This window comes from Bacteroides sp. GM023, assembly GCF_014750685.1.
Lineage (GTDB): Bacteria > Bacteroidota > Bacteroidia > Bacteroidales > Bacteroidaceae > Bacteroides.
Window position 1 is genome coordinate 341,940 of the sequence record NZ_JAAXGE010000005.1, and the last position, 24,039, is coordinate 365,978.

Genomic DNA, 24,039 nt, shown 5'->3' on the forward strand with positions numbered 1-24,039 from the left:
ATGATTAGAAATTAAGTTCGAATCCGAAGTTGACAGTAGACTGTATCGGGAATCCGCCGCGTTGGTATCCGTTCACCAGTGGTGAAGCGTACGAGCCGCTTGTCACACGGGCTTCCGGATTGATACCCCGGTAGTCTTTTCCCCAGAAATAGAGCAAGTTCTGACCGGAAGCATACAGGCGAAGCGAGTTGAGGCCTATCTTTTTCAGTTTCTTCTTATCAAATGTATAACCTAAAACTAAGTCGCGCAGTGCAACGAATGAACCGTCTTCAATCATATAATCGGTGAATTCCCAGGAGATTCCGGCGGAACCTACTGTCGGAGTGCGTCCGTCGCCCGGATATTCGGCACTAATCCAACGGTCTTTCACGTAGTTGCGATTGAACTTCTTGGACTCGGTGTAGTATCCGTCACCGTTGAATACATCCAGTCCGCTTACTCCTTGAATCAGGAAGTAAAGGTCGAATCCTTTCCATCTGAAGGTATTGGAGATACCCCAGGTTACTTTCGGGAACGGATTGCCGATAACGGTACGGTCTTTGTCGTTTATCACACCGTCGTCGTTGACGTCTACAATCTTGAGACTGCCCGGTGTGGCGCTTGCCAAGTGCGGTGAAGCATCCAGGTCGGCCTGGCTGAGGTAAACACCGTCTGTCTTGTATCCGAAGAATGAGATGGCGCGATGGCCTACTTGTGCTAGATAAGTTTCATTACGTTCTCCGGTAGAAATCAATCTTTCTTCGCCGGAAAGTTCGAGCAATTTGTTGAAGTTGGACGAGATGTTGAACGAAGTAGTCCATTCGAAGTTCTTATTGCGAATGTTGTGTGTGTTCACTTCTACTTCAATACCGCTGTTGCGGATACGTCCGATGTTGTTCCAGTAATCGCTGTAACCCATGAAGGAAACGACCGGTTGCTTGAACAAAAGTTGCTTGGTGATAGAGTAGTAACCTTCCAGGGTCAGGCTGATACGGTTGTCCAGTGCGCTGAAGTCGATACCGGCATTGTATTCGTAAGTCTGTTCCCAGGTGATGTCGTAGTTACCTTTCGTAGAGGTAGTCTTGCCCAATCCGGGGACGAGAGCGCCCGTTCCGCTACCCAGTGCGTAGTTGCTGGCATAGAGCAAGTTGTAGTATGAGTTGGCGGGGATATTATTGTTACCCGTCACACCGAAGCTGGCACGCAGTTTCAGCATATTCAGCCAACTGATACCTTTCAGGAAAGCCTCTTCTGAAGCACGCCATCCGAGAGATACGGAAGGGAACCAACCCCATTGCTTACCGTCGGCAAAGAGAGAGCTGCCGTCTGTACGGATACTGGCAGAGAGCAGGTACTTGTCTGCATAGCTGTAATTGACACGTGCAAGGGCGGACATCATGGCGGTGCGGAATTTTACCGTATTCGTTTGGCTGACATCAAAAGAAGTAGCCGCATTGAGCGTGTGGACATAATCGGTAGGGAAGCCCAAACCTACGATACTCGCTGTGGTTTCCGATGTAGTCTGTGCGGTGTAACCCAGTAAGGCGGCGTAGTCATGCTTGCCTTTCTTGCCGATATAGTTCAATGTGTTTTCGCTCAACATATCGACGTAGAGACGGTTTTTGTAAGTACCCATAGCCGATTCCTCGTCTTTGCGGGATTCGTAATTGCGGTACTCGTTGTTCTGACGGTATTTGATGTAGAAACCGTTGGAAGTAGTAAAGGTAAGACCTTTCATTATTTGCACATTGATAGAGGAATTGGCTTGCAGGTTATAGTCTTCCTTGAAGCGTTCTTCGGTATCCATCAATGATTTGGGATTGTTGTTGCTGGTGTTGAACGGGCTGGCTTTCACTTGTGTGCCGTCTTCACGTGTGTACATGATATTGCTGAAGTCGCTGCCGCGTGCCCATGAACCGATGGCTTTTCCGGTGAGGGCTGCCGTTTCCGCCGTATGGCGTACCGGCATGAAAGACGGTGTACGGTAGAAGTCGATAAAGTTGGTCGACGGAGTTTCTGTCTTGGTGTAAGACGGAGCGATATTCAAGCTGAGGTCTACCCGCTTGGATAACTTCGCGTTGATACGTGAACGGAGATTCAGACGCTTGTAGCTGCTGTTAATCATGATACCGTCTTCCTGGGCATAGTTACCGGAGATATAGTAAGTAATATCTTTCTTACCACCCGATACGGAGAGCTGTACCTGGTGAATCTGCGGAGTATCCTGCAAACCTTCGCGTTGCCAGTCGGTGTGATTATTGATAAGTCCGAAGGCTTCATCATTGGCGGCTATGGTCTTGTTTTGCAAGGCAGCTTCGTAACCCATCATGTTATAATAGTCTTTGGAACTCATGATAGGGTGCAGTTTGTACGCCCACTTCAATCCGGTAGAGGCTTTCACGCTGTATTTGGCTTTGCTGGCATTTCCTTCTTTGGTAGTCACGAGGATAACGCCGTTGGCTGCACGCGAACCGTAGATAGCGGCGGAAGCGGCATCTTTCAGTACTTCGATAGAAGCGATATCCGCCATGTCGAGTGTGGAAAGGCCTTCGGGAACGGGATAACCGTCGATAACAATCAGCGGAGAACTGTCGGCGCTGATAGAACCCATACCACGAACACGGATTTGCGGAGCGGCTCCGGCTTCGGAAGTGGAGTTCTGGATATTGACGCCGGCAATCTTTCCTTGCAGCAGTTGGTCTACCTGTGTCACGGGAATATCCGTCAGGCTGTTGACATCCATCTTGGATACCGAACCGGTCAGGTGGGATTTCTTCTGCACGCCGTAACCTACCACTACTACTTCGTCCAACACTTTCGTGTCTTCCTTAAGATTGATATTCAGTGTCTTCTGATTATTGACGGGCACTTCCTGTGTCACATATCCGATGTACGAAATGACGAGGACTGACTTGGAAGAGGGGACGCTCAGCGTAAATTTACCGTCTATATCGGTGATAGTACCGGTGGTACTTCCTTTCACCTTCACATTTACTCCGGGAACACCGCCCTGACTGTCGGCGACTGTACCGGTGACAGTAAATGATTGCGCGTAGACAACCGTTACGAACGGGGTACATAACAATAGCAGTATAGCTATCATTAAAGGATAATAAAACGATTTGTTCCTCATAATATTAGGATTTAATAGGAGTTATTCTAAACTGTATAATAAATTCAAACGACTGGAAGCGGAAGTCTTGCGATGCTGTGCACCGATAGCTTCGTATCCGGCTTTCGGGTCGAAGAAAGAGGCTTTGCGAAGTACCCAGCAGGCTTCGTCCTGTTTCTTGTCCCATTCCTTGATTTGCTGGTAAGGCCATTCGCTTTGAGGTTTGCCGATATAAGGAATGACAAACTTCAGCGCGGCGGTAATGGAACGTCCGTCTCCGCTGGCAGCGTTATAAATATCCATTCCTTCCGTAGAAGCGATGAAAGCCATATCCAGCATATGAGTCAGATTAAAGAGAGTATAACCGAAAGCAGTTGTGCGTTCCAGTTCCAACGGTTGTTTGCCGTCCGGTTCAATCTGAGAGAACAGGCGCTTCTCAGGGAATGACTTCAATACCTGTGCCGCCAGTTCCTTATTGCCGATATAGAGTGCATAAGCTGTCAACTGTACATCATATGCCAGTCCATGATTGTTCTTCGCTACGTTTTCTTCGGCAGCCACCGGGCTGGTCTGTATCCATTCAACGAACTGTGTGAACCATTCTTTCATACCTTTCTTGATGGCAGGTGTCATCGCTTTTGAATTATCAAGCAAAGCGAGTGCGTCCAGCATTTCTACGAAGCAGTACGTATCTATCATACCTGTTCCGCGTCCCAAACCATCTCTGCGGCCGGGGATAGTCTGGCCGTAATTTAAGTTCGGATTCATCTTTGTCTTGGCATCCAGGAACCATACTTTCAGGAAGTCGGCGGCTTTCTTTGCATATTGCTCGTTGCCTGAGAAATAGTAGGCGATTCCCAAAGTAGTAACAGCCTTTGCCATATCTCCCAACCGGTTACGGTCTAGCTTGGACAGTTCGGGATTGCGTTGCCCGTCTTTGCGGATATAAGGCAATCCGTCCGGTTTGGAAGGGTCAGGCCACCAGTAAGGGCCCATGCTCATGTAGTCATGTTTGTCACCGCTGGATGCTACCATGCTCTTGTCCATTACGGAAGGTGGAGTCAGGTTCATTGCCTTGTCAGCGTCTTTCATTAAAGTTTTGATAGCCGGGGCATATGTAGGGGTATCGGCTTTTGCCTTCACTTTAGCCAGCTTTTCTGCCGGGTAGATGCGGGTGTTGACGGTCTGTGCATTCATCGGAAGCAGGCAAACCAGTGCGAAAGCACTCAATAATAAGTTTCTCATAATGATTCTATTTTAAGCGAATTAGTTTAACCATAATAAAGGGTGACGGATAGGAAGATTACGTATCACTTCCTCGTTGGTGGGGAAATGTTCCAGCTTCTTCCACGTCTGAAAATAATCTTTCCGGTAGTGGTGCATACTGCCGAATAGCAGGAACGGGTGTGCCACAGGCCATTCTTCCCAAAACATGATATCCGGTTGGCGTTTCCACGCGCTTTTGTCTTTTACAAAGGGGAACAGCCAGGCAATTCCTTTTTCGATATTCCGCCCGTCGGTTGTTGTGTACTCCCACAGGTTTTCTTCGGGAGTGGTCAACAGGTGGCAAAGGGTGGTCATCGCGTCCAGATTGAAAAGAGAATAACCGTAAGGCTTGGTGCGTTCCAGTTCCAGAGGGAAACTGCCGTCGACGGCCATCTGATTGGGTAACAATACCGTCCGGTAACGTTCACGGCAGAAACGAATCATTTCTTCATTCTGTGTAAACAAGGCGAAAGCGGCGGCTTGCATAGCCCAACAAGTGCCATGATTATTCTTGGCTTCCATCTCGTTGATGCCGTAACGATGGGTAGACATCCAGGTCAGATAGTCGGAGAACCACAGACGGATGGTTTTCAGTTCCTTTTCTTCGATGATTCCCCGGGCCTCCATCAGCCGGAGTGACTGTATGACTTCAATCAGATGAATAGTGTCGATGATTCCGATTCCGCGTCCGGTAGCTATTCCTTTGATGGCTTGCGCATACAGCAGGTTCGGATTCATCATCGTTTTCTGGTCGACAAACCAGGCACGGATATGGCGCATGGCAGCATCGGCATATTTCTTGTCGCCTGTCAGTATCCAGGCAGAAGTCAGGTCACCGACCAACTGGCTGAATCGTATCATGGCGTGACGGTGGGCGGTGAAGTTGTCCGGGTTCGTTTCTCCGTCGCGGCGGATGAACGGGCCGTTCGGGTCTTGCGGGTTTGCCCACCAGTAATCGCCTTCGGAATAAAAGTCGTGCATACCCCCTGCGCTTCTTTCGGCACGGGTAGCGGTGACGGTCACAGGCACGGACTCCAGTGCAGCATCCGCCCTTTGCAGGGTTTCTGCTTGCAGGAGTTGACGTACCTGGTCGGTCACGTCTTCTTTAGCCGTCACCGTGGTGAGGCTGAAGAGTACTATTAATAATCCTAAATAATTGTTCATAATTAGTTTTTATAAATGGGAATTTGATTTAGACATAAGAACAAAAGAACATAAAGGCTGCGCTTGAAAAATTATTTCTGCTGGTCATTAAACTACTACTGTTTCATCTTTTGTTCTTATGTTCTTCTGTCTAAAAAGAAATTTATTAGTCTGTCTGCTAAAAAAATATCATTTAATTGAGTATAAAACGGTCTTTATTCCATCCGATTGAACGGATACGTAGCAAGCGTCGGTTACTTGGGCGCGTATTATCGCTTTTCCGTTGTAGGCTTGTACCTTGCGCGAGCCGGTCGAAGTTCCCAGGTTTTGAAGAAGCTTTCCGTCTCCGGCAATTTCAAATGAGATGAGGTTGGCTGCATCCAGGCAGGGAACTCCTTTTTCATCTGTCAATTGTGCTTCCACACGAATAATATTGTTTCCTTCGGGGTAACTTGCTATTTTCAACTGTTTCGGTTCTCCCCATTGTGCGGTTTGATAAGTAAAGGTGATTTCATCGGAAACGGCTTCCTTGCTCTTTACGGCTACCGCTTTCAAGTGATTCTCTCCTTCACGCAATACGCTTTTCCAGTGAAGTCCGGCTGCCGGGAAATCCTGGCTGTTGCGTTGTTTAACGCCCTGGCTCACACCGTTGACAAACAGTTCCACTGCCGGGCAGTTGGAGTAAACCAGTATTTCTTTGGGTTCGTTTTCTGCCCCCCAGCGTGTCGGCCATGTGTGACCGTAGATATGTATCATCGGTTTCTCTGTCCAATAAGACTGGAAGACATAGAATACTTCTTTCTTGGTGAAATCCCGTTCGATTACTCCCTTTTGGTTTACATAAGGAACGGGGTTCTCCGGGCGAAGGGGAGTGGAGAAGTCTTTGAAAGGCCAGTATGCAGTGCCTGTCAGCCAAGTCATGGTTTCCTGTTCTTTCAGGTGCCAGTCTACCAGTTTCACGATGTAGGATTCCGACCAGTCTCCGTCTCTTGATGCACGGGCGTCACCACCGACGAGAGAGAAATCTCCCGCACGTTCATCGGCACCGGCTCCGATAGGAATACCACCTAAGGATTTGAACGGATCTTCAGCATGGCGTCTTGCGTGGGAGTCGCCGCCCCATTCCACGTGAAGGAAGTGTTTTACACGCTTCATCTCTTTTTCAGAGGTGGATTTATAATCGGTGAATTGTCCGCGATACCAACCCGCCCAAATGGAAGGGGAATATACATCGACAATATCTTTGCAGAAGTCGCACCGGCGGATGGAAGTGACGCGTGACGGGTCGAGGCGGTGTGCCAGGTCGTTCAGCTCTTTCATAAAGGCACGTATCTGTGATTGCTCGAAAGTCGGGAAATCATTCGGCCAGTCATTCTCATTACCCAGTCCCCAAAGAATCACGGAAGGGTGGTTGTGGTGCTGGTTAATCATGTTGGTAAGCATCCGGCGGGCTTGTGCCTTGTAGGTTTCGCCACCCAAGCCACCGCGGCACCAGGGGATTTCTTCCCAAACGAGAATACCCAGTTCGTCACACAGACGGAGAATGATATCCGATTGTTGGTAATGTCCCAGGCGGATGAAGTTGATGCCCATTTCTTTCATCATCTTTATTTCTGTCACCATCTGTTCTTCGGTCATGGCAGCAGCTACGCCGGCATGGTCTTCGTGGCGGTGAGTGCCTTTCAGTAACAGGCGTTTGCCGTTCAGCTTGAAAGGTCCGTAGTCTACAAACTCAAAATGACGGAAGCCGATTTGTTCTGTTACGGTCTGTTCGCCTTCAGCAGTTTTGAGGGTGAACTCGCAGGTATAAAGTTGAGGCTGTTCAGGGCTCCAAAGCATCGGGTTCTTGATAGCGATGTCGAATAGTTGCACTTCTCCCAGGGGAAGAATATCCGTGGCTGTCTGTTCGGCTATTTTCTTGCCGTTCGGGTCTTTCAGTGTGAAGTGCACTGTAGCCTTGCGGGCATCGTTCGGGTTGTAGAAGTTGGCCTGTACTTTCAGGGCTGCGTTCTTCAGGTCTTTCTGTACCGGAGTCTCCAGTTTGAAGCTGCTGAAAGAAAGGGCAGGCTGATAAATCAGGTTGACATATCGGTAGAGTCCGCCGTAAACGTTGAAGTCCGATAAGTCTGAGGGAATCATTTCCGTATCTCTCGAATTGTCGCAACGGATGGACAAAGGAACTTTACCGTTGAAACGTTTCCGGCAGTCGGGGTTGGACAATGCTTGTTGGATGGCGTCTGTAATGTCAACGCTCCATTCGTCGTAACCACCTACGTGGCTACCGACTTTCTGTGTATAGATATATACTTCCGTTTTCTGTCCGGCTCCTTCAAATTCGAGAAGGATGCGGCCGTTGGCTGTCGGATTCTGAATATCGAGCAGGGTGCGATACCATCCGGGACCCTGGTAATAGTTGACATCCGGGTCTACGGCATCTTCCGCATTGAAGCAGTGGGGAAGGGTGACGGGTTGCCAAATGGGTACAGCTTCCGAAGAGCCGGGCGCTGCTGCGCGTACAGCTTCCCATATGCTTCCGAGGTCACCTTTGAGGTATTCCCATTGGTCGGTCAGGCGGATTCTTTGGCTGGCGGGAATCCTGGCACTTGCCGGAAGGGCGAGTGTTATAAGGGCTGTCAGTATATAGATAATTGGTCTTTTCATGGTCTGTATGAGTTGTGATGATTAAAGTTTTTCTCCTTTTTCCAGTTTGTTTTTACGAAGCAGGGCTTCGAGGAAGTAATAGTCGGCGTATACGATGGGCACATCTATCTCGCTGTCGTGAGGTTTGGAACCGGTGCTGTGGAGAAGCAGGAATCCGTTGTCGCCGTTCTGCTGAGCACGGTAGTTGGCGGTGAGATTCTCTAATATCCGGTCGGCTTCCTGCTTGTAGAGGTCTTTCTGTTCCGGCACGTAAGTGCTTAGTTCATAGAGTGCGGAAGCGATGCAGGTGGCGGCGGATGCGTCACGTGGCTCGTTGGGTATTTCGGGAGCGTTGAAGTCCCAGTAGGGAATCAGGTCTTCCGGAAGGTTGGGATGGGTGAAGATATATCTTTCGATATGCTTCGCTTGTTCCAGAAATTCAGGGAGTCCGGTTTCACGGTAACACATAGTATATCCGTAGAGCGCCCATGCTTGTCCGCGTGCCCATGCGGAATCGTCGGAATATCCCTGGTGGGTGACTTTGCAAATCGGGCTGCCGGTGATGGTGTCGTAGTTAACAACGTGGTACGTGCTGAAGTCGTCACGGAAATGATTCTTCATTGTCGTACGTGCGTGGCTGACTGCTATATTATAAAAGGTGGAGTCGTTCGTTTCGCGTGAAGCCCAAAACAATAATTCCAGGTTCAGCATATTGTCGATGATAACGGGACATTCCCATTGGTCGGCGTGGTGGTCCCAGGAACGGATACAACCAACGTTCGGTTTGAAACGGGTAATCAGTGTGCGGGCGGATTCGATAAGTATATCTTTATAGGTAGGATTACCGGTCAGACGGTAACCGTTACCATAGCTGCAATACATTTTGAATCCCATGTCGTGTGTGGTGCCATTCTTCTTTTCACGTTCCAGCATTTCGGTGTGCTTTTCGGCTTTCTCTTTCCAAAAAGGTTCGTGCGTGTATTCATATACATACCAAAGTTCTCCGGGGAAGAATCCGCTCGTCCAGTCTTTGGAAGGTACAAGGCGTAAAGAACCGTCCGGTTCCGTGTTGCGTGGGTTGGTGAGCTCGCCCCACTGCCTGGCGATTCTTTTGTCTCTGCTTTCTTGTGACTCGTTTGCGCGTGCTTCATCTATTTTAGGGAACGCGTACTTGAGCTGTTGTTCAGCAAAAGTGAAATTAGAAGCAACCAGGTTTTGCTCTTTGGGAGATTGGCAGCCGATTAAAGTTGCTGCTCCGATACTAAGGGCTAAAAGATAATGTTTCATATTTGTTTCCATATTATTAATTCTAAGTCGGATGTTGCAAATGTATGGAAACTGAATGAAATTGGTTTGTCTGGTAGTGCCGTAAGTTTGCAAAATCATCCCAATTTGATTGGGATAATCGTTGCTGTATCGTTTCTGAAACGATATTTATAACTTGGGATGATTTTGCAAACTTATCTCATTCCCGGGAAGGGGCGGTTGTCTCTTCCTCGTTTTCTTCCCGTTCTTCCGGTTGCCCTTTGATATATTCGGTGGGCGAAACTCCATAGTCAGACTTGAAACATTTGGTGAAATAGGCAAGCGTACTGAACCCGGTGGCGATTGAAACTTCCGTTACGTTCATGTCCGCTTCTTTCAGTAACTGCGCGGCTACTTCAAGACGTTTGTGGCGAATGAGGTCGTTCAGGGATAAGTCTGTCACTGCCTTGAGTTTGCGATAGAAGTTACTCCGGCTGAATCCCATCTCATCGCATATCATGTCAACTTTCAAGTCCGGATTGGCAAGATGGTTCTGTATTATCTCGAATAGCTTCTGCATGAATTTATCATCGGCGGAACTGGCCTCAATACCCATCGACTGGAGCGAGAAGTTCTTTCCGTACATTGATTTCAGTTTCTCCCGTTGAACCAGCAGGTTGTAGATTCGTACCAGCAACACATCTACATTGAATGGTTTCACTACATAATCATCGGCGCCCGAAAGGAAACCTTCTTTGACGTGCATCACCATCGTGCGGGCTGTGAGCAGAATCACCGGAATATGTCCCGTCTGCAAATCATTCTTTATCATAGAGCAGAGTTCCAACCCGTCTACTCCCGGCATCATAATATCCGTTACGACTAAATCGGGAAATTCTTTCAGTACGATATTGAAGGCTTCAGCGCCATTATCTGCTTCGAGTACGCGGTAATGACGTTCAAGATGTTCTTTCACATAACTGCGTATGTCTTCGTTATCTTCCACTAGCAGAATGGTTTTACCTTCCAGGAAAGGAAGTTCTTCTTCGGATTCAAGAACTTGTCCGACAACTGCCTGTTCTTCCCGTTCATCCTCGGATAGATTGTTCTTCACACTTTCCTCTGCCGGTTGAGCCTGCTCGTTATTCGGCAGTACGATAGTGAATATACTTCCTTTCGGCTGATTAGAGCCCACACTGATAGCTCCGTGATGCAGGTGGACGATAGACTGTGTCAGGCTTAGCCCAATACCCGTTCCGTTGACATTGTCATTAGCCGCCTGCGGAGTACTGACCTGATAGAACGGGTCGAAAATATGGGTGCGGGCAGCTTCGGGAATTCCTTTCCCGGTATCTGCCACCTGGATGATAAAGTAATTGTCCGAATCAGTACGGATGGCGAAAGTCGGGTCGGCTGACAGTATCTTGCCGAACTCCCGCTGAAGTTTCTCATTATCGGGAACGGCTGTCAGCCTTAAAGAAATCGTTTCTCCCGGAGAAGTGAACTTGAAAGCATTTGATAGCAGATTGAATACGGCTTTTTCCAACAGACTTTGGTCGAAATAAGCCGGGATTTCCCCTTCGGGAGCTTCGTATTGGAACGTTATCTGTTTGCTTTCCGCTATCTGCTTGAAGGTATAATAGATTTCAAGAAGGAAAGCATTCAAGTCCGAATGGGTTAACCTCAATGTGAGACTGCCGCTTTGGTTCTTTTGCAAATCCATTAATTGATTGACAAGTAACAGCAGACGGCGGGCATTCTTCAAAACTAAGTCTAGTTTTGTTTTGATAAACAGGGGAACTTCTGCCTGACGCACCAGTTCATCAATAGGACTGATAATAAGCGTCAACGGCGTGCGCAGTTCGTGCGAGAAGTTGGTGAAAAGCCGGATTTTGGTTTGATGAAATTCTTCCATCCGTTGCTTTTCCATTTGTCGCATCCGAAGGTTTAGTTCCAGCTTGTGCTTGCTGTACATATAATACCCGATGGTGTAGGTGATTCCTATAAACAACAATGCGTAGATAATATAAGCCCACGTTGTTTTCCACCAGGGAGAAAGGATAACTATTTCCAGTGTTTTCCCTTGGGAATTCCACACGCCGTCATTGTTGGAAGCAATCACGTGGAATGTATATTTGCCGGGCGCAATATTGGTATAGAAGGCTTCTTTACGGGTTCCTACATAGTTCCAGTCTTCATCATGACCTATTAATTTATAAGCATATTGGTTCTGCTCGTGCAGGATATAGTTCAGGGCACAGTATGCAATAGAGAAATTATTCTGATTGTAAGCGAGGGTAACTGTTGCCGCATCATCGGGATTAGCTTCCAATAAGCGGCTCTTGTCGCCCGGTTGTATCACTTTGTTGTTGACAGTCAACTGGGTAAGTACTACTGGCGGCATCATATTGTTCTTTATCAATGAGCGGGGAGTGAAGGACAGAAATCCGTTGCTTCCGCTGAAATAGACTTCTCCATTGGGCAGGCAGATACCGCCCTGTGGTGTAAACTCCAGTGTTTCGAGTCCGGCAAAGCAATCATAGGCATATACCTGCCCCGTTTTTGTATTTATTTCGGCAATGCCATTATCTATACTCGCCCATATATTCTGATTATATTCTACCAGGGTATATACTTCTTCATTAGTTAATCCTTCTTCCGTACCGATATGGCGGACGATTCCCTTGCCTTCCTGATACTGGTAAATCCCTGCACCAAAAGTGCCTACCCATATCTCACCGTTCTTTTTTCTCAGAATACTGGTGATGTAATTGTTTTCCAGTTTACGGGACGGTTCTTTCTCTTCTGTTGAATACTGTATCAGAGTTCTTTTTTCTACATCGTATTCGTAAAGTCCGAACGAGCGTGTCCCAATCAGATATACATTCTCACGAAGCGGCAGAAATGCCCGGATGCTGGAGAAGCTAAATTTTTCTTCTTTTTCTCCGACAGGGAATTTGCGGGTTACTTTCTTATCTTTGGTGATTCTAACGAGTCCCTGGCGGGAAGTAGTTCCTAACCAAATATCTCCCTTGGCATCACGATAAATTGTATAAATACCTAAGTTTTTCTCATTGAACTGGTGGATAAGCGAGAAACGTTTTGTAGGAATGTGGAAGCAATACAGTCCGCCGTTATTGGTACCACACCATATGTTTTCTCCTTCCATCATCAGGGATTTGATAATGTTCTTGTTGTGCATCCCGACAGGACGTTCTTCCAACAAATAATTGGCGTATTCTTTGCTCACCGGATTGAATTGCAATAACCCGCCGCCTTCTGTCGCTATCCAAAGGGAGTTTGCGCTATATACCATCGGGCCGAAAATGTTGTATAGCTTTTGTTCGCTGTTTCCTAAAGGATGATAGAATACAAAACGGTTATTGAGCGGATTGTAATAATTGACTCCGCCGGAATAAGTTCCTACCCATAAGGTTCCGGCACGGTCTACACACAGGCTGCGAACGGAGAAGTGACTAAGATTATTACGGTTGGCTTCGAACGTATTGTATTTGGTGATGGCATCATCCGTCAGGTCGAGAACACTCAAACCGTCGAATGTTCCGATAATCAGTCGTTGGTTTTGTTCCTGTATACAACGGATGTAATTGTCGGTCAGTCCGCTGTTGTGTTCCAGGAAGGTGGAGATTGTCTGTTGGTTCGGGTTCCACTTATTCAGCCCTTTCATATCCGTACCTATCCATATCTGTTGATGTGAATCTTCAAAAATACAACTGATGGCATTGTCGGAAAGGGAAGGGGTACTCTCTTTATTCAGTTTTTGCAGGATGTTCAAGTTCTTGTCGCATATCAACAGACCTTTGTTATGTGTACCTATGTAGAGCCGTTCCTCTTTGTCCATATATAAAGAGGTTATTGATTCCCGCTCCAATTGTCCGTCAAAGGTTATTGTTTTGAATGTATTGCTCTCCGGCATCCAGCGGCAGAGTCCCAGGCGGGTTCCTATCCATAGATTTCCCGATTTGTCCAGGCAGAGTGAAAGTATGCTATTGCTGGGAAGTGACGGATAGTCCGCTATCTGATAGTTGGTGATAAGATTTGTCTTTTGATTCAGATAATTCAGTCCGTTGTTGGTACCAATCCAAAGTCCGCCATGAATATCGTCCGGCAGTAATTTGGTGATATGATTGTCCGTTAGGGAATTGGCGTCCTGGTTACTGTGTTTATAGACGGTGAAGGTGGCTCCGTCATATTTATTCAATCCGTTACGAGTAGCAAACCATATATATCCTTTGGCATCCTGACAGATGTCAAGTACCGATAACTGGGATAATCCGTTATTCAGATTAATTGTTGAAAAGTTGAATGCCCGGTTTTCTTCCGCGTATGAATGGGAGTTACCAAAAGACAATAGAGAGATAAAGATAAATAGGTAAATGGTATATTGTTGTTTTCTTTTAGTAAATAGGGCGATAAGGTTATTTTTTATCATAGTATTTCTTGTAAATCTTTTGATATTCCTCTTCCTTTTGGAATGCATCCAGCCATGTATTCAAACTATCGAGTAAGGCGGGTGATTGTTTGCTGACTGCCCATGAGTAGAACTGCGTAAAGCTGATTGCCGTATTAATATCAATTTGCGGCAAAGAATCTGCAACCGCCTGTGCGATGCTTTCGTCACAAACGGCGTAGTCGATGTCTCCATGAGCTACCATCGAAATCAATTGCTCGGGGCCGTATTTCTCTATCTCCTTTATATAGATAGTGTCTCCGATTTCATTTCCCAGGTTTTGGATGCGCAGAATGGAAGGAGAGCCTTTCACTACATGAAGGGTTCGTTGCGCTAAATCCAACTGGCTATGAATATAAAGTGAATCGTCTTCTCCGACTTCTTTCCGTTGTACCAACACTTGTTTGTTGAGTACGATGGGAGAGGTGAGGAGCAGGGAGTCTTTTAATGCACTGGTGGCTAATATACCGAAAGCGATGACATCATAACGTCCTTCGCTTAGTCCTTTCAGCCGTTCATCGAAACTCATAATGGGAGTTATCCTGGCTTCCAGTCCCTTGTCACGGGCAAATGCTTCAATCAGTTCATAATGAAAACCGGAAACGGTGTCACCATCTACATAGAAACTGATGGAGTTGTATTCGGTTGCTACACGCAATATCCCTTCTTTGGCAATGGCGGCGTAGTCACGCGGGTGTCCCGATGGTTTTTCCTCTTTACCGCATTGGCGGACAGAAAAAAGGATTGCCAGTACAATGATTACAGGTATTAAATATCTGAACAGTCTCAATTTGGGGCGTGTCTCCATAAGCCATAAAGGTTTAGTTAATCATAGAAATTCCATGAAAGACCGAATTTAAGTACACTGGGGTTGATGGGGTAGTGAGGAGACAGGAAGTAATTCGGTCTGCCCATACCCTGGTTCACGTGATACATCATCACATAGAAACGTGTACGCTTTAAATGCAGGTTTGCGTAAACATTCACAATCGGATAACCGCCAATCTCTACTTGGTCATCTGTCGGTTGCAGATGGAAGTTCTGAATGGCAGGCATATACGCAGGGGCATTATATTTGCTAAAGTATCGTACATCGGCACCCAACTGTACACTAAGTACTTTTTTCGCCAGCTTGAACTGCATATAGAAATTGTGATACAAAGAAAGATCGGGCAAAGGAAGCACCGTTTGGTCACTGGACTTTTGCCAGGTTACTTCATTGTCCAAATGGAATATTCCTACCTTGAAGTCTTGCGTTAAACTGGCGGATAATACTTGCAGGCTTCCGCTTTTCTGTTCGGGTGTTGCCTGTTGGTTAAAGTAAGTGTAGTTCTTTATGTTCTCTACTCCTGCTTTCAAGCGTGTTCTCCAACGGGCGATACTTAATTCACCCTCGATACGGGTACGGAACTCTTTATCCATATCATTGTCCCACAAGAAATGTTTGGAGTGATAATGGCGCATATAGAAAGGCGCAAGTTTATTGCTGACCTCACCACGGGCTATAAAACTGACCGTATCTTTCCACAAAGGGAAGTTGAAGTCAATATCTCCTTTCACGTTGAACTGTCCGATAGCTTTTCCTGCCAGTCCCACTTCACCGATGGCATGATAATGTAGGAAGTTTCCTTCACGTTTGGATAATTCACCGCCCACGAATATTTCGTTCTCGTTATATTTGTCGGGAGAGGGACTACCATTCATATTCATAAGTGTGTACTTACTGGCTTTGTAGGAAGCAAATGCGGTCAGTCCGGCTTTGGCATATTTGTTGAATCCTTCCAATAAAGCGATACCTATGGTATTCTTGATTCCTATATACGTGGTACTGTCTCTGACAGCCGGATTCTCCAGGTCTAAATATGTATTCTGATAATAGTCTTTATCTACTTGGTCATTCGAATTGAAACCGTGCCGCGCACGCTCTACCTGAATGGTATGTATGAAACTGGTAACTGGTACGAATTCCTGTTTGGCGGGAGTGGTATCATTTTCAGCCTGCACAATATCGCGTTTGAATCCTAAATTGTAGCGTTGGGTCAGGAATACATAAAAATCGTGATTACGATTGGTCGTTGCGTTTAGTTTGGTCGGGATATTGGTTGATTCATATTCCCTTTGCCCCTCTGCCATTTCTTCAGGAGCTGTGATATATCTGTCATCAGTAATACCACCGTTTTCGTTTGTCTTCAGGTAGTTGTTACTGTATATGGCTTGCATCTGATATTTGTCGCCAATGTAACTACCGAAAAAAGCAGCATTGAAGTATGAAGTATTCTGATTATTGTAATATCCCCGTCCGTACAGATAGTCTATATTAAAACCGAAAGCCAGTTTCTTATTGACATTGACAGAGAAGTATGATTTGAAACGTTCTTCACCGTTCACCTTATTACCCGCTTTGTGATAAGTCAGATTAGTGAAAGGTACATTACTGTTTGTAAAATTGAATTCCGTAGGACGGATAAAGAAACTGGAGAAAGGCTCCATAAAAATAGTCGGTTCCGGGTCGCGGCGGTCAAAGAAGATACGCGACATACGGGGAGAACCCATATTACCCAAATAATTATAATGTCCGGTCAGTCCGTCTGTAAGGTTCGTGTTTTGAAAATGATGGTAGGCAGTATCTGCCGGAATGATAGTCCGGTCGCCCAACTGATTTTTGATACGCCACATATATAATGTAGGCGGCAACCCCTGTACTTCGACATTTGCACTATCCAGTCTGTCCGGAATCATGGCAGGGTCTACCTGATTACCATATTGGTCGTATCCGTTCTCGTCCACTCTTTGTCGACCATTATCGAACTGTGCATGGACAGTTGTCAAACCTATAACGGAAAGCAGTATATATAATAGTAAGATTCGTCTCATAATTGGGGACAAAGATACTTACTTTAATTGAGAATTGAGAATTGAGAATTGAAAAATATGTTGCATCCTTTACTTACGGAGCAATTATTTCTTAATTCTCAATTCTCAATTTTTAATTTATCAAACCTCACGGATTAACTCCATACCTTTCTTGATAGCTTCCTCATTCATAGGTATCAAGTGGTGGTGGCGTTCAGGGAGGGTTTTCTTCAATCCTTTGATGACACTTTCCAACGTTACAATCGAACGGAGTTTCAATAAACCGCCAAGCACAATCATGTTGAATGCCTTTGCATTATTCATTTCGTTGGCTGCGTCCATTGCGTCGATGCGATATACTTTGATGTCCTTGCGGGTAGGCGGGTTGATAATTCCGTAACCGTCATAGATAAGGATACCACCGGGCTTCACTTTGCTTTCAAACTTCTCGAGTGAAGGCTGGTTCAGAATGATGGCACTGTCATACTTACTAAGAATCGGTGAGGATATTTTGTCATCGCTTACAATGACCGTAACGTTGGCTGTTCCACCACGTTGCTCGGGACCGTAAGCCGGCATCCAGCTAACTTCCTTGCCTTCCATCAAACCGGAATAAGCCAGAATCTTACCCATAGACAATACGCCTTGTCCACCGAATCCTGCTATAATTATTTCTTCTTTCATTGTTCTGTTGACTTTTAGCGTTATTCTTTATCTTTTAAATCACCCAGCGGATAGAACGGGAACATATGTTCTTCCATCCATTTGTTCGATTTCTCAGGAGTCATTTTCCAACCTGAACTACAAGTTGAAACGATTTCTACCAAATTGGAACCTTTACCGCTCATGGAGTTCTCAAAAGCCTTGCGGATTGCTTTCTTTGCCTTGCGGATAGCCGGTACGGATTGTACGGACTGACGGGTTACGTAAGCCGTTCCTTCCAGTTGGGCAGCGATTTCAGTCATCTTCAACGGATAACCGTGAAGTTCTACGTCACGTCCGTAAGGACAAGTGGAACTCTTCATGCCTACCAAGGTAGTCGGAGCCATCTGACCGCCGGTCATACCATAGATAGCATTATTGATAAAGATTATCGTGATATTTTCGCCACGGTTCAAAGCGTGAATCGTTTCGGCTGTACCGATACAAGCCAAGTCACCATCACCCTGGTAAGTAAATACAAGGCGGTCCGGCCACAGGCGTTTCACGGCAGTTGCCACAGCGGGAGCACGTCCGTGTGCTGCTTCCTGCCAGTCAATATCCAAATAATTGTAGGCGAAAACTGCGCATCCTACCGGAGAGATTCCCACCGTCTTATCTTCCATGCCCATCTCCTCTATTACTTCGGCAATGAGCTTGTGTACCACGCCGTGACTGCAACCCGGGCAGTAGTGCATGGCGTTATCGTTCATCAGAGTCGGTTTTTTGTAAACCAGGTTCTCGGGTTTGATTATTTCTTCTTTAGTCATAACTTCATCTCCTTATCTGTTGGTGAACCGTATAAAAAACTCCATCAGCTTGACAAAGATTGCCGCGCCGCATACGTAGATAAACATTTTGAAATCATCTCTCGCTACGAAGTAGGTGATGATGGCTGCCACAGCCAATATTATAAAGAGTATGTTCAGTACGTTTCTTATTTTATCGGGATTCATCGTTTCGTTATTTGATTATTTTTTCTTCCAAAGCAGTTACAATCTCATCCGGGTCGGGGACAATACCGCCGAGACGTCCGAAATGTTCTACCTTAATTTTACCGTTCACAGCCAGGCGGACATCTTCAATCATCTGTCCCGCGTTCAGCTCTGTGACAAGCATACCTTTCACCTTTTCAGCGTAAGCGGCAATCGCTTTTGTTGGGAACGGCCACAGTGTAATCGGACGAAGGATACCTACTTTGATACCTTTCTCACGAGCGAGTTCCATTGCTTTCTGACCGATACGCGCCATTGAACCAAAGGCAATAATCAGATATTCTGCGTCTTCGCAGTTTATTTCTTCGAAGCGTACTTCTTTTTCTTCAATTTCGCGATACTTGGCCTGGAAACGCAGATTGTTGATTTCCATCGCTTCCGGTTTCAATTCAAGAGAAGTGATAATATTCGGTTTGCAACCTTTCGCTTTTCCGGTAGCAGCCCACGGGCATTGCTCGATAACTTCCTCTTCTGTGCGACGTGGCTTTTGAGCAGGAAGAACGACTTTTTCCATCATCTGTCCGATGACACCATCGGAAAGGATGATAGCCGGGTTACGGTATTTGAAAGCCAGTTCGAATCCGAGTGCTACGAAATCCGCCATTTCCTGTACGGATGCCGGAGCGAGGGCAATCAGTCGGTAGTCACCGTGACCGCCACCTTTCACTGTCTGGAAGTAGTCGGCCTGGCTCGGTTGGATAGTTCCCAGTCCGGGACCGCCACGCATCACGTTCACAATCAGACAAGGAAGTTCGGCACCGGCGATGTAAGAGATACCTTCCTGTTTCAGGCTTACACCGGGGCTTGAAGATGATGTCAGTACCATCTTTCCGCTACCTGCACCACCATATACCATATTGATAGCTGCCACTTCACTTTCTGCCTGTAATACTACCATGCCGGTTGTTTCCCAGGGTTTCAGTTCGGCAAGCGTTTCCAACACTTCCGATTGGGGAGTAATAGGATAACCGAAGTATCCGTCCGCACCGCAACGGATAGCTGCGTGGGCGATGGCTTCGTTTCCTTTCATTAATACAACTTCTTCTGCCATATTCTTTTCTTTTATTCTACTTTTACTTTATACACTGAGATACATCCGTCGGGACAAACCGTTGCGCACGAGCTGCATCCGTTGCAGGTATCTTCTTTTACTTGCCAGGCATAGTTATAGCCTTTCATATTTACCTCTTTATTGAGGGCGATTACATCGAGCGGACACGCCACTACACACAGGTTGCATCCTTTGCAACGCTCCGTGTCGACTACGATTGCTCCTTTGATTTTTGCCATAATCTTTATTTTATTACGTTATCTTTGAGTACGGTTATTGATTATACATCTCTTTTATTGGTTGAACATATCCTTGTTGTAGAAGTTAAGGATATCTATCACCATCTTCCTGGCCTGAACGGCAGGACTGTCGGGATTGATTTCGATAGCGTACTGGTAGTTGTCCAGCGCCCGTTTCCAATCTCCTTTTTTTCGGTAGGCATTTCCCCGTAAATAGTAAAGAGCATCTTTCTCTTTCTCGACAGAATTGTCTTGGAGAAGCTGGTCCAATTGCTTAATCGCTGTGTCCACATCCCCCTGATTGATAAGCTCTTTTAGGTTGTCTATTTGCTCCATTTCTTTCGTCTTTCGGGATTCTGAAACGCAAAGATAGTTTTTATTTATGTAAACAGGGCAAACGTGGACGGAAATTTGCAACGTTTTGTTTTTATTGCATATTGGGTGAATATTAATCAATAGTCCCTTTTTCTATTTCCTGTTTTAAAAAGCTATAAACATATATTGCTCCTTGATAATATAGACCGGTACGCTCGTCTTCTAGTTTGGCGAATGTTTCGGAGGAATATAATACATCCATGGATTTTTGCAAATCCCATCCATACTCATTCATGAGCATTTCTATAAGTTCTTTTCCTAAAGATTCAACTAAAAATTGTTTGTCCTTATTCATAGCCTTTTTAGTAAGTTAATTGCATCGGGAGTTCCAAAGAAATATTGTATGGTAGGGCGGATATATGATAATTCATTAACCAATTGTGATATGTCTATATATCCTTGAATAAACCGCCTTAGTTGAAGTCCGACAGTATCGTCGGCAATGGGACCTATGACTATATCATAATTATGAGCTTGATTGTTGGTATTGTTATTTCTATTTAGTAGAATAAATTCAGCCCATTCTATAGTATATCCATCAAATTGCTTGATTTTAATATCGCTATTACCGTTTAAAACAGATTTGTCAAACATAAACTCCGAAACAATAGGGTTTCCTTTTCCTTGCCTGAAAGTTGTTAAACTTGCCATTTTTTGAGCTTGTTCAATGTCTGCACTCAAATAAAACCCTTTTCCGAAGTCTTTGCCTTTTCTTCCTTTATCAATATCTATTTGGGATATTTCTATATTTGAACCGTGGTAAAGAATCATGCTAAAGCTCCTCCATTCCGTTGACAGATTTTCGTTAAATCATCTATAGCTTCCTCTATAGAGAAAGTATGTTCGATATCATAGAATTTATCTAAGAAATCCAGGCCGGCAAAACGTTTAAGATATTTGTATGCCTGACAGTTACTTAAGGAATGTTTTTCTGCGAAAGCTCCTATACATCCCACAAAGTATTCAATTCGGTTGGATAGTTCTTTGTTATTCATAATTTTTCTATTACTTGTGACGAATAAACTTGTTGGCTTTTCGATATGACTATTTATTCAATCTCTAAAGCAAAGAAACAAATTAATAGGAGAATTTGCAAGTGTATGGATAGATTTTAACTATAAGAGTTTATTCAGCTTTACTTTTTCTCTTCATATTCCTCATAAAGAGCTACCGGACCATAATGCCATAACTTGGTTTTCTCCTGTTCCAATTCTTTATAGGTATTCGACCGATAAAAGTGACGGAGTGCTTCCAACGGAGTGCTCCGTTGTTTTTCTGCATAAATCTTGGTAAAAAGACTGACCTTTCCGGGTATCAGTAAATGCAGATTTTTATTAGTTATTTCTCTATTCATAAGCAATTTCCTTTGATTCAATATATTTTAGATGCTGCAATGACTTATCGGTATGAAATAACATTTGGTCTACTAGCTTGTAAGTTTTCAATTCCTTGATAAGCCCTTCTTTGTCTAAAAGGTCACTTTCGTATAGTGCGAATGCCGCATAAACTCTGTCATTGGCTACCGGACCATATACAAGATCATGATTATGTGTAAAATCTATTAGAGTACGGTTAGACATGACAAAATCTACCCATTCTTCTGTTGGATCATCGAACCATAGTACATTTATTTCAGATATAGAATTTTCGTTCAGTTCGTAAATGTTGATATACCCTGTTTTTACCTGAGAGGATAGTATACGTCTTTTTACCCACAATTCAGCCTGTTCATACGAAGTGGTTGTATAGAATCCTGCTCCATAATCGAGTGTTCTTGTTGGCTTGATGATTCTTGGATTTTCTATAACTTCTAAACTTCCGTGATACAATTTCATTGTTCGTTCTCCTTTCTTCTTTGGCGGATAAACTCATCAATTTCTTCTATCAACCACTGATGACTTTCCGTATGCAGTACCTCAAAATTCTCAAATAAGTATTCCGTTACTCCATACTTGTCGAATAAGTCCATAACCTCGGCACCTGAAGCAGAGATATGTACTTTATATTGTTCTATGCAGAATGAAATAAAATAGACAATATCCAATTCTTTCTTTGTTATTTCCTTATTCATCGTTTTACAAATATATACTATTTATTGAAATTATCAGCTAAATATCTTTATGAAGATACACCCTTCACCTCTTCAACATCTTCTAGATCGCTTTGTTCATCGGTGATAGCGGGTGAAGGACTAAGCTTCACCTGTCTCTTCAACGGGACTTCTTTTGCTTTCAACTAGTTCCATTCTTTGTTTCATATATTGAAACTAATAGTTTCCCGGTGTGAAACACTTTGTTTCTCGGTGTGAAACGATTCGTTTCAAAGCGTGAAACTTTTAGTTTCTAGTGCTTGAAACAAAAAGTTTCAGCACGCTAGAAACTGGTTAGAACGCAGCTTTACCAATTATACTCATCTGTGTAGCTGTCAAAGACCGGTTCTTCGGTGATACCCTTCCGGCGAAAAAGCTGGCGGATATAGTTTTGGTCCGCAGGACTGAGGAAACGTTCTTCACGATAAAAGCGATAGTAGAGCGTTTTTCCGAAATGTCCAATCAGTTGTTGTTTCATGTTGGTTCCATCCTTATAAGGTACTTTGTCCAGCAGATGGCTGATACCCCATGCAACATGTATCTTCTCTGCGGGTTGGAAATAGGTACAGTCAGTGACGGTTGTCGGGATACACATTGGGTTTACAATGCTGATGTAGGAGGTGTCAGCGGTAGTAAGAAGCGCAGCCACCCGACGCAGACAGTTACAGGCTTTCGGACATTGCTCGTTGTAGCAACGGGCGTAGTTGAAAGGTACTGGTTTGTTTTTTAATTTGTTGTCGTTCATTTTATATTGTATGTTATATACATAATAGACAAAGGTAACTGTTTTTAGATTAGAAAGGTACGGTTTGGAAAAGAAAAAACGGTGAAGGGATGAGTGAAGGGGAGAGCCTTCACCATAAACTGTTTAGAGACAGGATGATATATGAAAAGTGAAAGGTGAAGGGGTGGAAATAATTCTTGATGTTAGCTTGTATTTACTGAAAGATACTGTATTTTTGTGCAGAAATTAAAATGTATAGACTATGCTGGACATTATTTTGATTGTAATAAGTGCCCTTTGTTTGATAGTCGGGTTGGCCGGTTGTGTGCTTCCTATGGTGCCCGGCCCGCCTGTTGCTTATTTAGGATTATTCATTCTCCATTTCACGGATAAGGTGGAATATACTACGACGCAATTAATTGTGTGGTTATTGATTGTGGCTGTTTTGCAAGTCTTGGATTATTTTACGCCGATGCTGGGCAGTAAGTATAGTGGTGGCAGCAAATGGGGAAATTGGGGATGCATCATCGGAACTTTGGTCGGACTTCTTTTCTTGCCTTGGGGAATTATTCTCGGACCTTTCCTCGGAGCTGTGATTGGTGAGTTACTGGGGAATAAGGAGTTTTCCCAGGCACTCAAATCCGGATTCGGCTCATTGATTGGGTTCATATTGGGAACTTTGCTTAAGTTCGTTGTCTGCGGTTATTTCTGTTATCAGTTTATTATAGGTTTTATCCGATAATAAAAAGAACGCTCCCGGTCAGTAATGAGTAGGAGCGTTGTCTTTATTGTCTTTTGAGATTATCACTTAAATAGCTAATTCATTTTCCAACTCTTTTGATACGGCTCTATTGATAAATTCATTGATGGTCGTACCTGCATTGGCTGCTGCCATTGCCACCATTCCATGAAGGTCGGAAGGCATACGGACAATGAGTTTTCCGCTATAAGGTTTAGCAGGTTCCACTCCACGATCCTTGCAACTTGCCAAATAATCATCAATAGCACCTTCAAAGTCACTTTTTAATTCACTAATGGTTTCACCCTCGTAGGTGATGCAATCCTTTCTAAGACCAAGAACCTTGCCGAATAAGCAATTATCTTCTTCGCTATATTCCACGCTACCTGAGTAGCCTTTGTACTTCAACTGTCCCATAA

General features: G+C 44.8%; 23 protein-coding genes. 1 reads left to right on the top strand and 22 read right to left on the bottom strand.

Annotated elements, in window-relative coordinates; translation table 11 throughout:
- Window positions 1-4 precede the first annotated feature (4 nt).
- The 21 genes from HC965_RS12335 to HC965_RS12435 form a co-directional block, all read right to left on the bottom strand.
- Window positions 5-3,112, bottom strand: a complete 3,108-nt coding sequence (locus tag HC965_RS12335; RefSeq protein WP_191031737.1) for a TonB-dependent receptor — start codon at window positions 3,110-3,112, stop codon at window positions 5-7.
- Window positions 3,113-3,133: 21 nt separating this feature from the next.
- Window positions 3,134-4,336: an alginate lyase family protein gene (locus tag HC965_RS12340; protein WP_191031738.1), complete on the bottom strand. Its 1,203-nt coding sequence runs from the start codon at window positions 4,334-4,336 to the stop codon at window positions 3,134-3,136.
- A 21-nt stretch (window positions 4,337-4,357) separates the two neighbouring features.
- On the bottom strand, window positions 4,358-5,521 hold the full coding sequence (locus tag HC965_RS12345) for an alginate lyase family protein (protein ID WP_191031739.1): 1,164 nt from the start codon (window positions 5,519-5,521) through the stop codon (window positions 4,358-4,360).
- 168 nt (window positions 5,522-5,689) lie between these two features.
- Window positions 5,690-8,161: a glycoside hydrolase family 2 TIM barrel-domain containing protein gene (locus HC965_RS12350; RefSeq protein WP_191031740.1), complete on the bottom strand. Its 2,472-nt coding sequence runs from the start codon at window positions 8,159-8,161 to the stop codon at window positions 5,690-5,692.
- A 21-nt stretch (window positions 8,162-8,182) separates the two neighbouring features.
- Window positions 8,183-9,439, bottom strand: a complete 1,257-nt coding sequence (locus tag HC965_RS12355; protein ID WP_191031741.1) for a glycoside hydrolase family 88 protein — start codon at window positions 9,437-9,439, stop codon at window positions 8,183-8,185.
- A 166-nt stretch (window positions 9,440-9,605) separates the two neighbouring features.
- Window positions 9,606-13,838, bottom strand: a complete 4,233-nt coding sequence (locus tag HC965_RS12360) for a hybrid sensor histidine kinase/response regulator transcription factor (RefSeq protein ID WP_191031742.1) — start codon at window positions 13,836-13,838, stop codon at window positions 9,606-9,608.
- A complete protein-coding gene (locus HC965_RS12365) occupies window positions 13,825-14,664 on the bottom strand; it encodes a transporter substrate-binding domain-containing protein (RefSeq protein ID WP_191031743.1) in 840 nt (279 codons plus the stop codon). The genes HC965_RS12360 and HC965_RS12365 overlap by 14 nt, the downstream gene beginning before the upstream one ends.
- A 17-nt stretch (window positions 14,665-14,681) precedes the next feature.
- A complete protein-coding gene (locus tag HC965_RS12370) occupies window positions 14,682-16,730 on the bottom strand; it encodes a putative porin (protein ID WP_191031744.1) in 2,049 nt (682 codons plus the stop codon).
- Window positions 16,731-16,850: 120 nt separating this feature from the next.
- Window positions 16,851-17,393, bottom strand: a complete 543-nt coding sequence (locus HC965_RS12375; protein ID WP_191031745.1) for a 2-oxoacid:acceptor oxidoreductase family protein — start codon at window positions 17,391-17,393, stop codon at window positions 16,851-16,853.
- A 20-nt stretch (window positions 17,394-17,413) separates the two neighbouring features.
- Window positions 17,414-18,178 carry a thiamine pyrophosphate-dependent enzyme gene (locus HC965_RS12380; RefSeq protein WP_044653655.1) on the bottom strand — a complete coding sequence of 255 codons (765 nt, stop codon included), beginning with the start codon at window positions 18,176-18,178 and terminating at the stop codon, window positions 17,414-17,416.
- Between the two features lie 12 nt (window positions 18,179-18,190).
- Window positions 18,191-18,364, bottom strand: coding sequence for a hypothetical protein (locus HC965_RS12385; protein WP_097677857.1), 174 nt, complete (start codon window positions 18,362-18,364; stop codon window positions 18,191-18,193).
- A gap of 7 nt (window positions 18,365-18,371) precedes the next feature.
- Window positions 18,372-19,454 (bottom strand): 3-methyl-2-oxobutanoate dehydrogenase subunit VorB, encoded by a 1,083-nt coding sequence (locus tag HC965_RS12390; RefSeq protein WP_191031746.1) that lies wholly within the window; start codon window positions 19,452-19,454, stop codon window positions 18,372-18,374.
- A gap of 11 nt (window positions 19,455-19,465) precedes the next feature.
- Window positions 19,466-19,693, bottom strand: coding sequence for a ferredoxin family protein (locus HC965_RS12395; protein ID WP_004297419.1), 228 nt, complete (start codon window positions 19,691-19,693; stop codon window positions 19,466-19,468).
- Window positions 19,694-19,747: 54 nt separating this feature from the next.
- Window positions 19,748-20,029, bottom strand: a complete 282-nt coding sequence (locus HC965_RS12400) for a tol-pal system YbgF family protein (protein ID WP_191031747.1) — start codon at window positions 20,027-20,029, stop codon at window positions 19,748-19,750.
- 112 nt (window positions 20,030-20,141) lie between these two features.
- Window positions 20,142-20,363 carry a hypothetical protein gene (locus HC965_RS12405; RefSeq protein ID WP_191031748.1) on the bottom strand — a complete coding sequence of 74 codons (222 nt, stop codon included), beginning with the start codon at window positions 20,361-20,363 and terminating at the stop codon, window positions 20,142-20,144.
- A complete protein-coding gene (locus HC965_RS12410; RefSeq protein WP_191031749.1) occupies window positions 20,360-20,839 on the bottom strand; it encodes a DUF3990 domain-containing protein in 480 nt (159 codons plus the stop codon). The genes HC965_RS12405 and HC965_RS12410 overlap by 4 nt, the downstream gene beginning before the upstream one ends.
- Window positions 20,836-21,063, bottom strand: a complete 228-nt coding sequence (locus HC965_RS12415) for a DUF3791 domain-containing protein (protein ID WP_191031750.1) — start codon at window positions 21,061-21,063, stop codon at window positions 20,836-20,838. Before HC965_RS12415 ends, HC965_RS12410 begins: the two co-directional genes overlap by 4 nt.
- A gap of 140 nt (window positions 21,064-21,203) precedes the next feature.
- Complete coding sequence (locus HC965_RS12420; protein WP_191031751.1) at window positions 21,204-21,422, bottom strand: hypothetical protein; 219 nt, start codon at window positions 21,420-21,422, stop codon at window positions 21,204-21,206.
- Window positions 21,415-21,903 carry a DUF3990 domain-containing protein gene (locus HC965_RS12425; RefSeq protein WP_191031752.1) on the bottom strand — a complete coding sequence of 163 codons (489 nt, stop codon included), beginning with the start codon at window positions 21,901-21,903 and terminating at the stop codon, window positions 21,415-21,417. The genes HC965_RS12420 and HC965_RS12425 overlap by 8 nt, the downstream gene beginning before the upstream one ends.
- A complete protein-coding gene (locus HC965_RS12430) occupies window positions 21,900-22,139 on the bottom strand; it encodes a DUF3791 domain-containing protein (RefSeq protein WP_223854849.1) in 240 nt (79 codons plus the stop codon). Before HC965_RS12430 ends, HC965_RS12425 begins: the two co-directional genes overlap by 4 nt.
- A 325-nt stretch (window positions 22,140-22,464) precedes the next feature.
- Window positions 22,465-22,902 carry a DUF6078 family protein gene (locus tag HC965_RS12435; RefSeq protein WP_191031753.1) on the bottom strand — a complete coding sequence of 146 codons (438 nt, stop codon included), beginning with the start codon at window positions 22,900-22,902 and terminating at the stop codon, window positions 22,465-22,467.
- Window positions 22,903-23,143: 241 nt separating this feature from the next.
- On the opposite strand from HC965_RS12435, the gene HC965_RS12440 reads away from it, so the two are divergent.
- Window positions 23,144-23,623: a DUF456 domain-containing protein gene (locus HC965_RS12440; RefSeq protein WP_191031754.1), complete on the top strand. Its 480-nt coding sequence runs from the start codon at window positions 23,144-23,146 to the stop codon at window positions 23,621-23,623.
- A gap of 66 nt (window positions 23,624-23,689) precedes the next feature.
- On the opposite strand, the gene HC965_RS12445 is transcribed toward HC965_RS12440, so the two are convergent.
- Entirely contained in the window at window positions 23,690-24,037 is a 348-nt protein-coding gene (locus tag HC965_RS12445; RefSeq protein ID WP_191031755.1) for a type II toxin-antitoxin system HicB family antitoxin, read from the bottom strand.
- Between the last annotated feature and the right edge of the window lie 2 nt (window positions 24,038-24,039).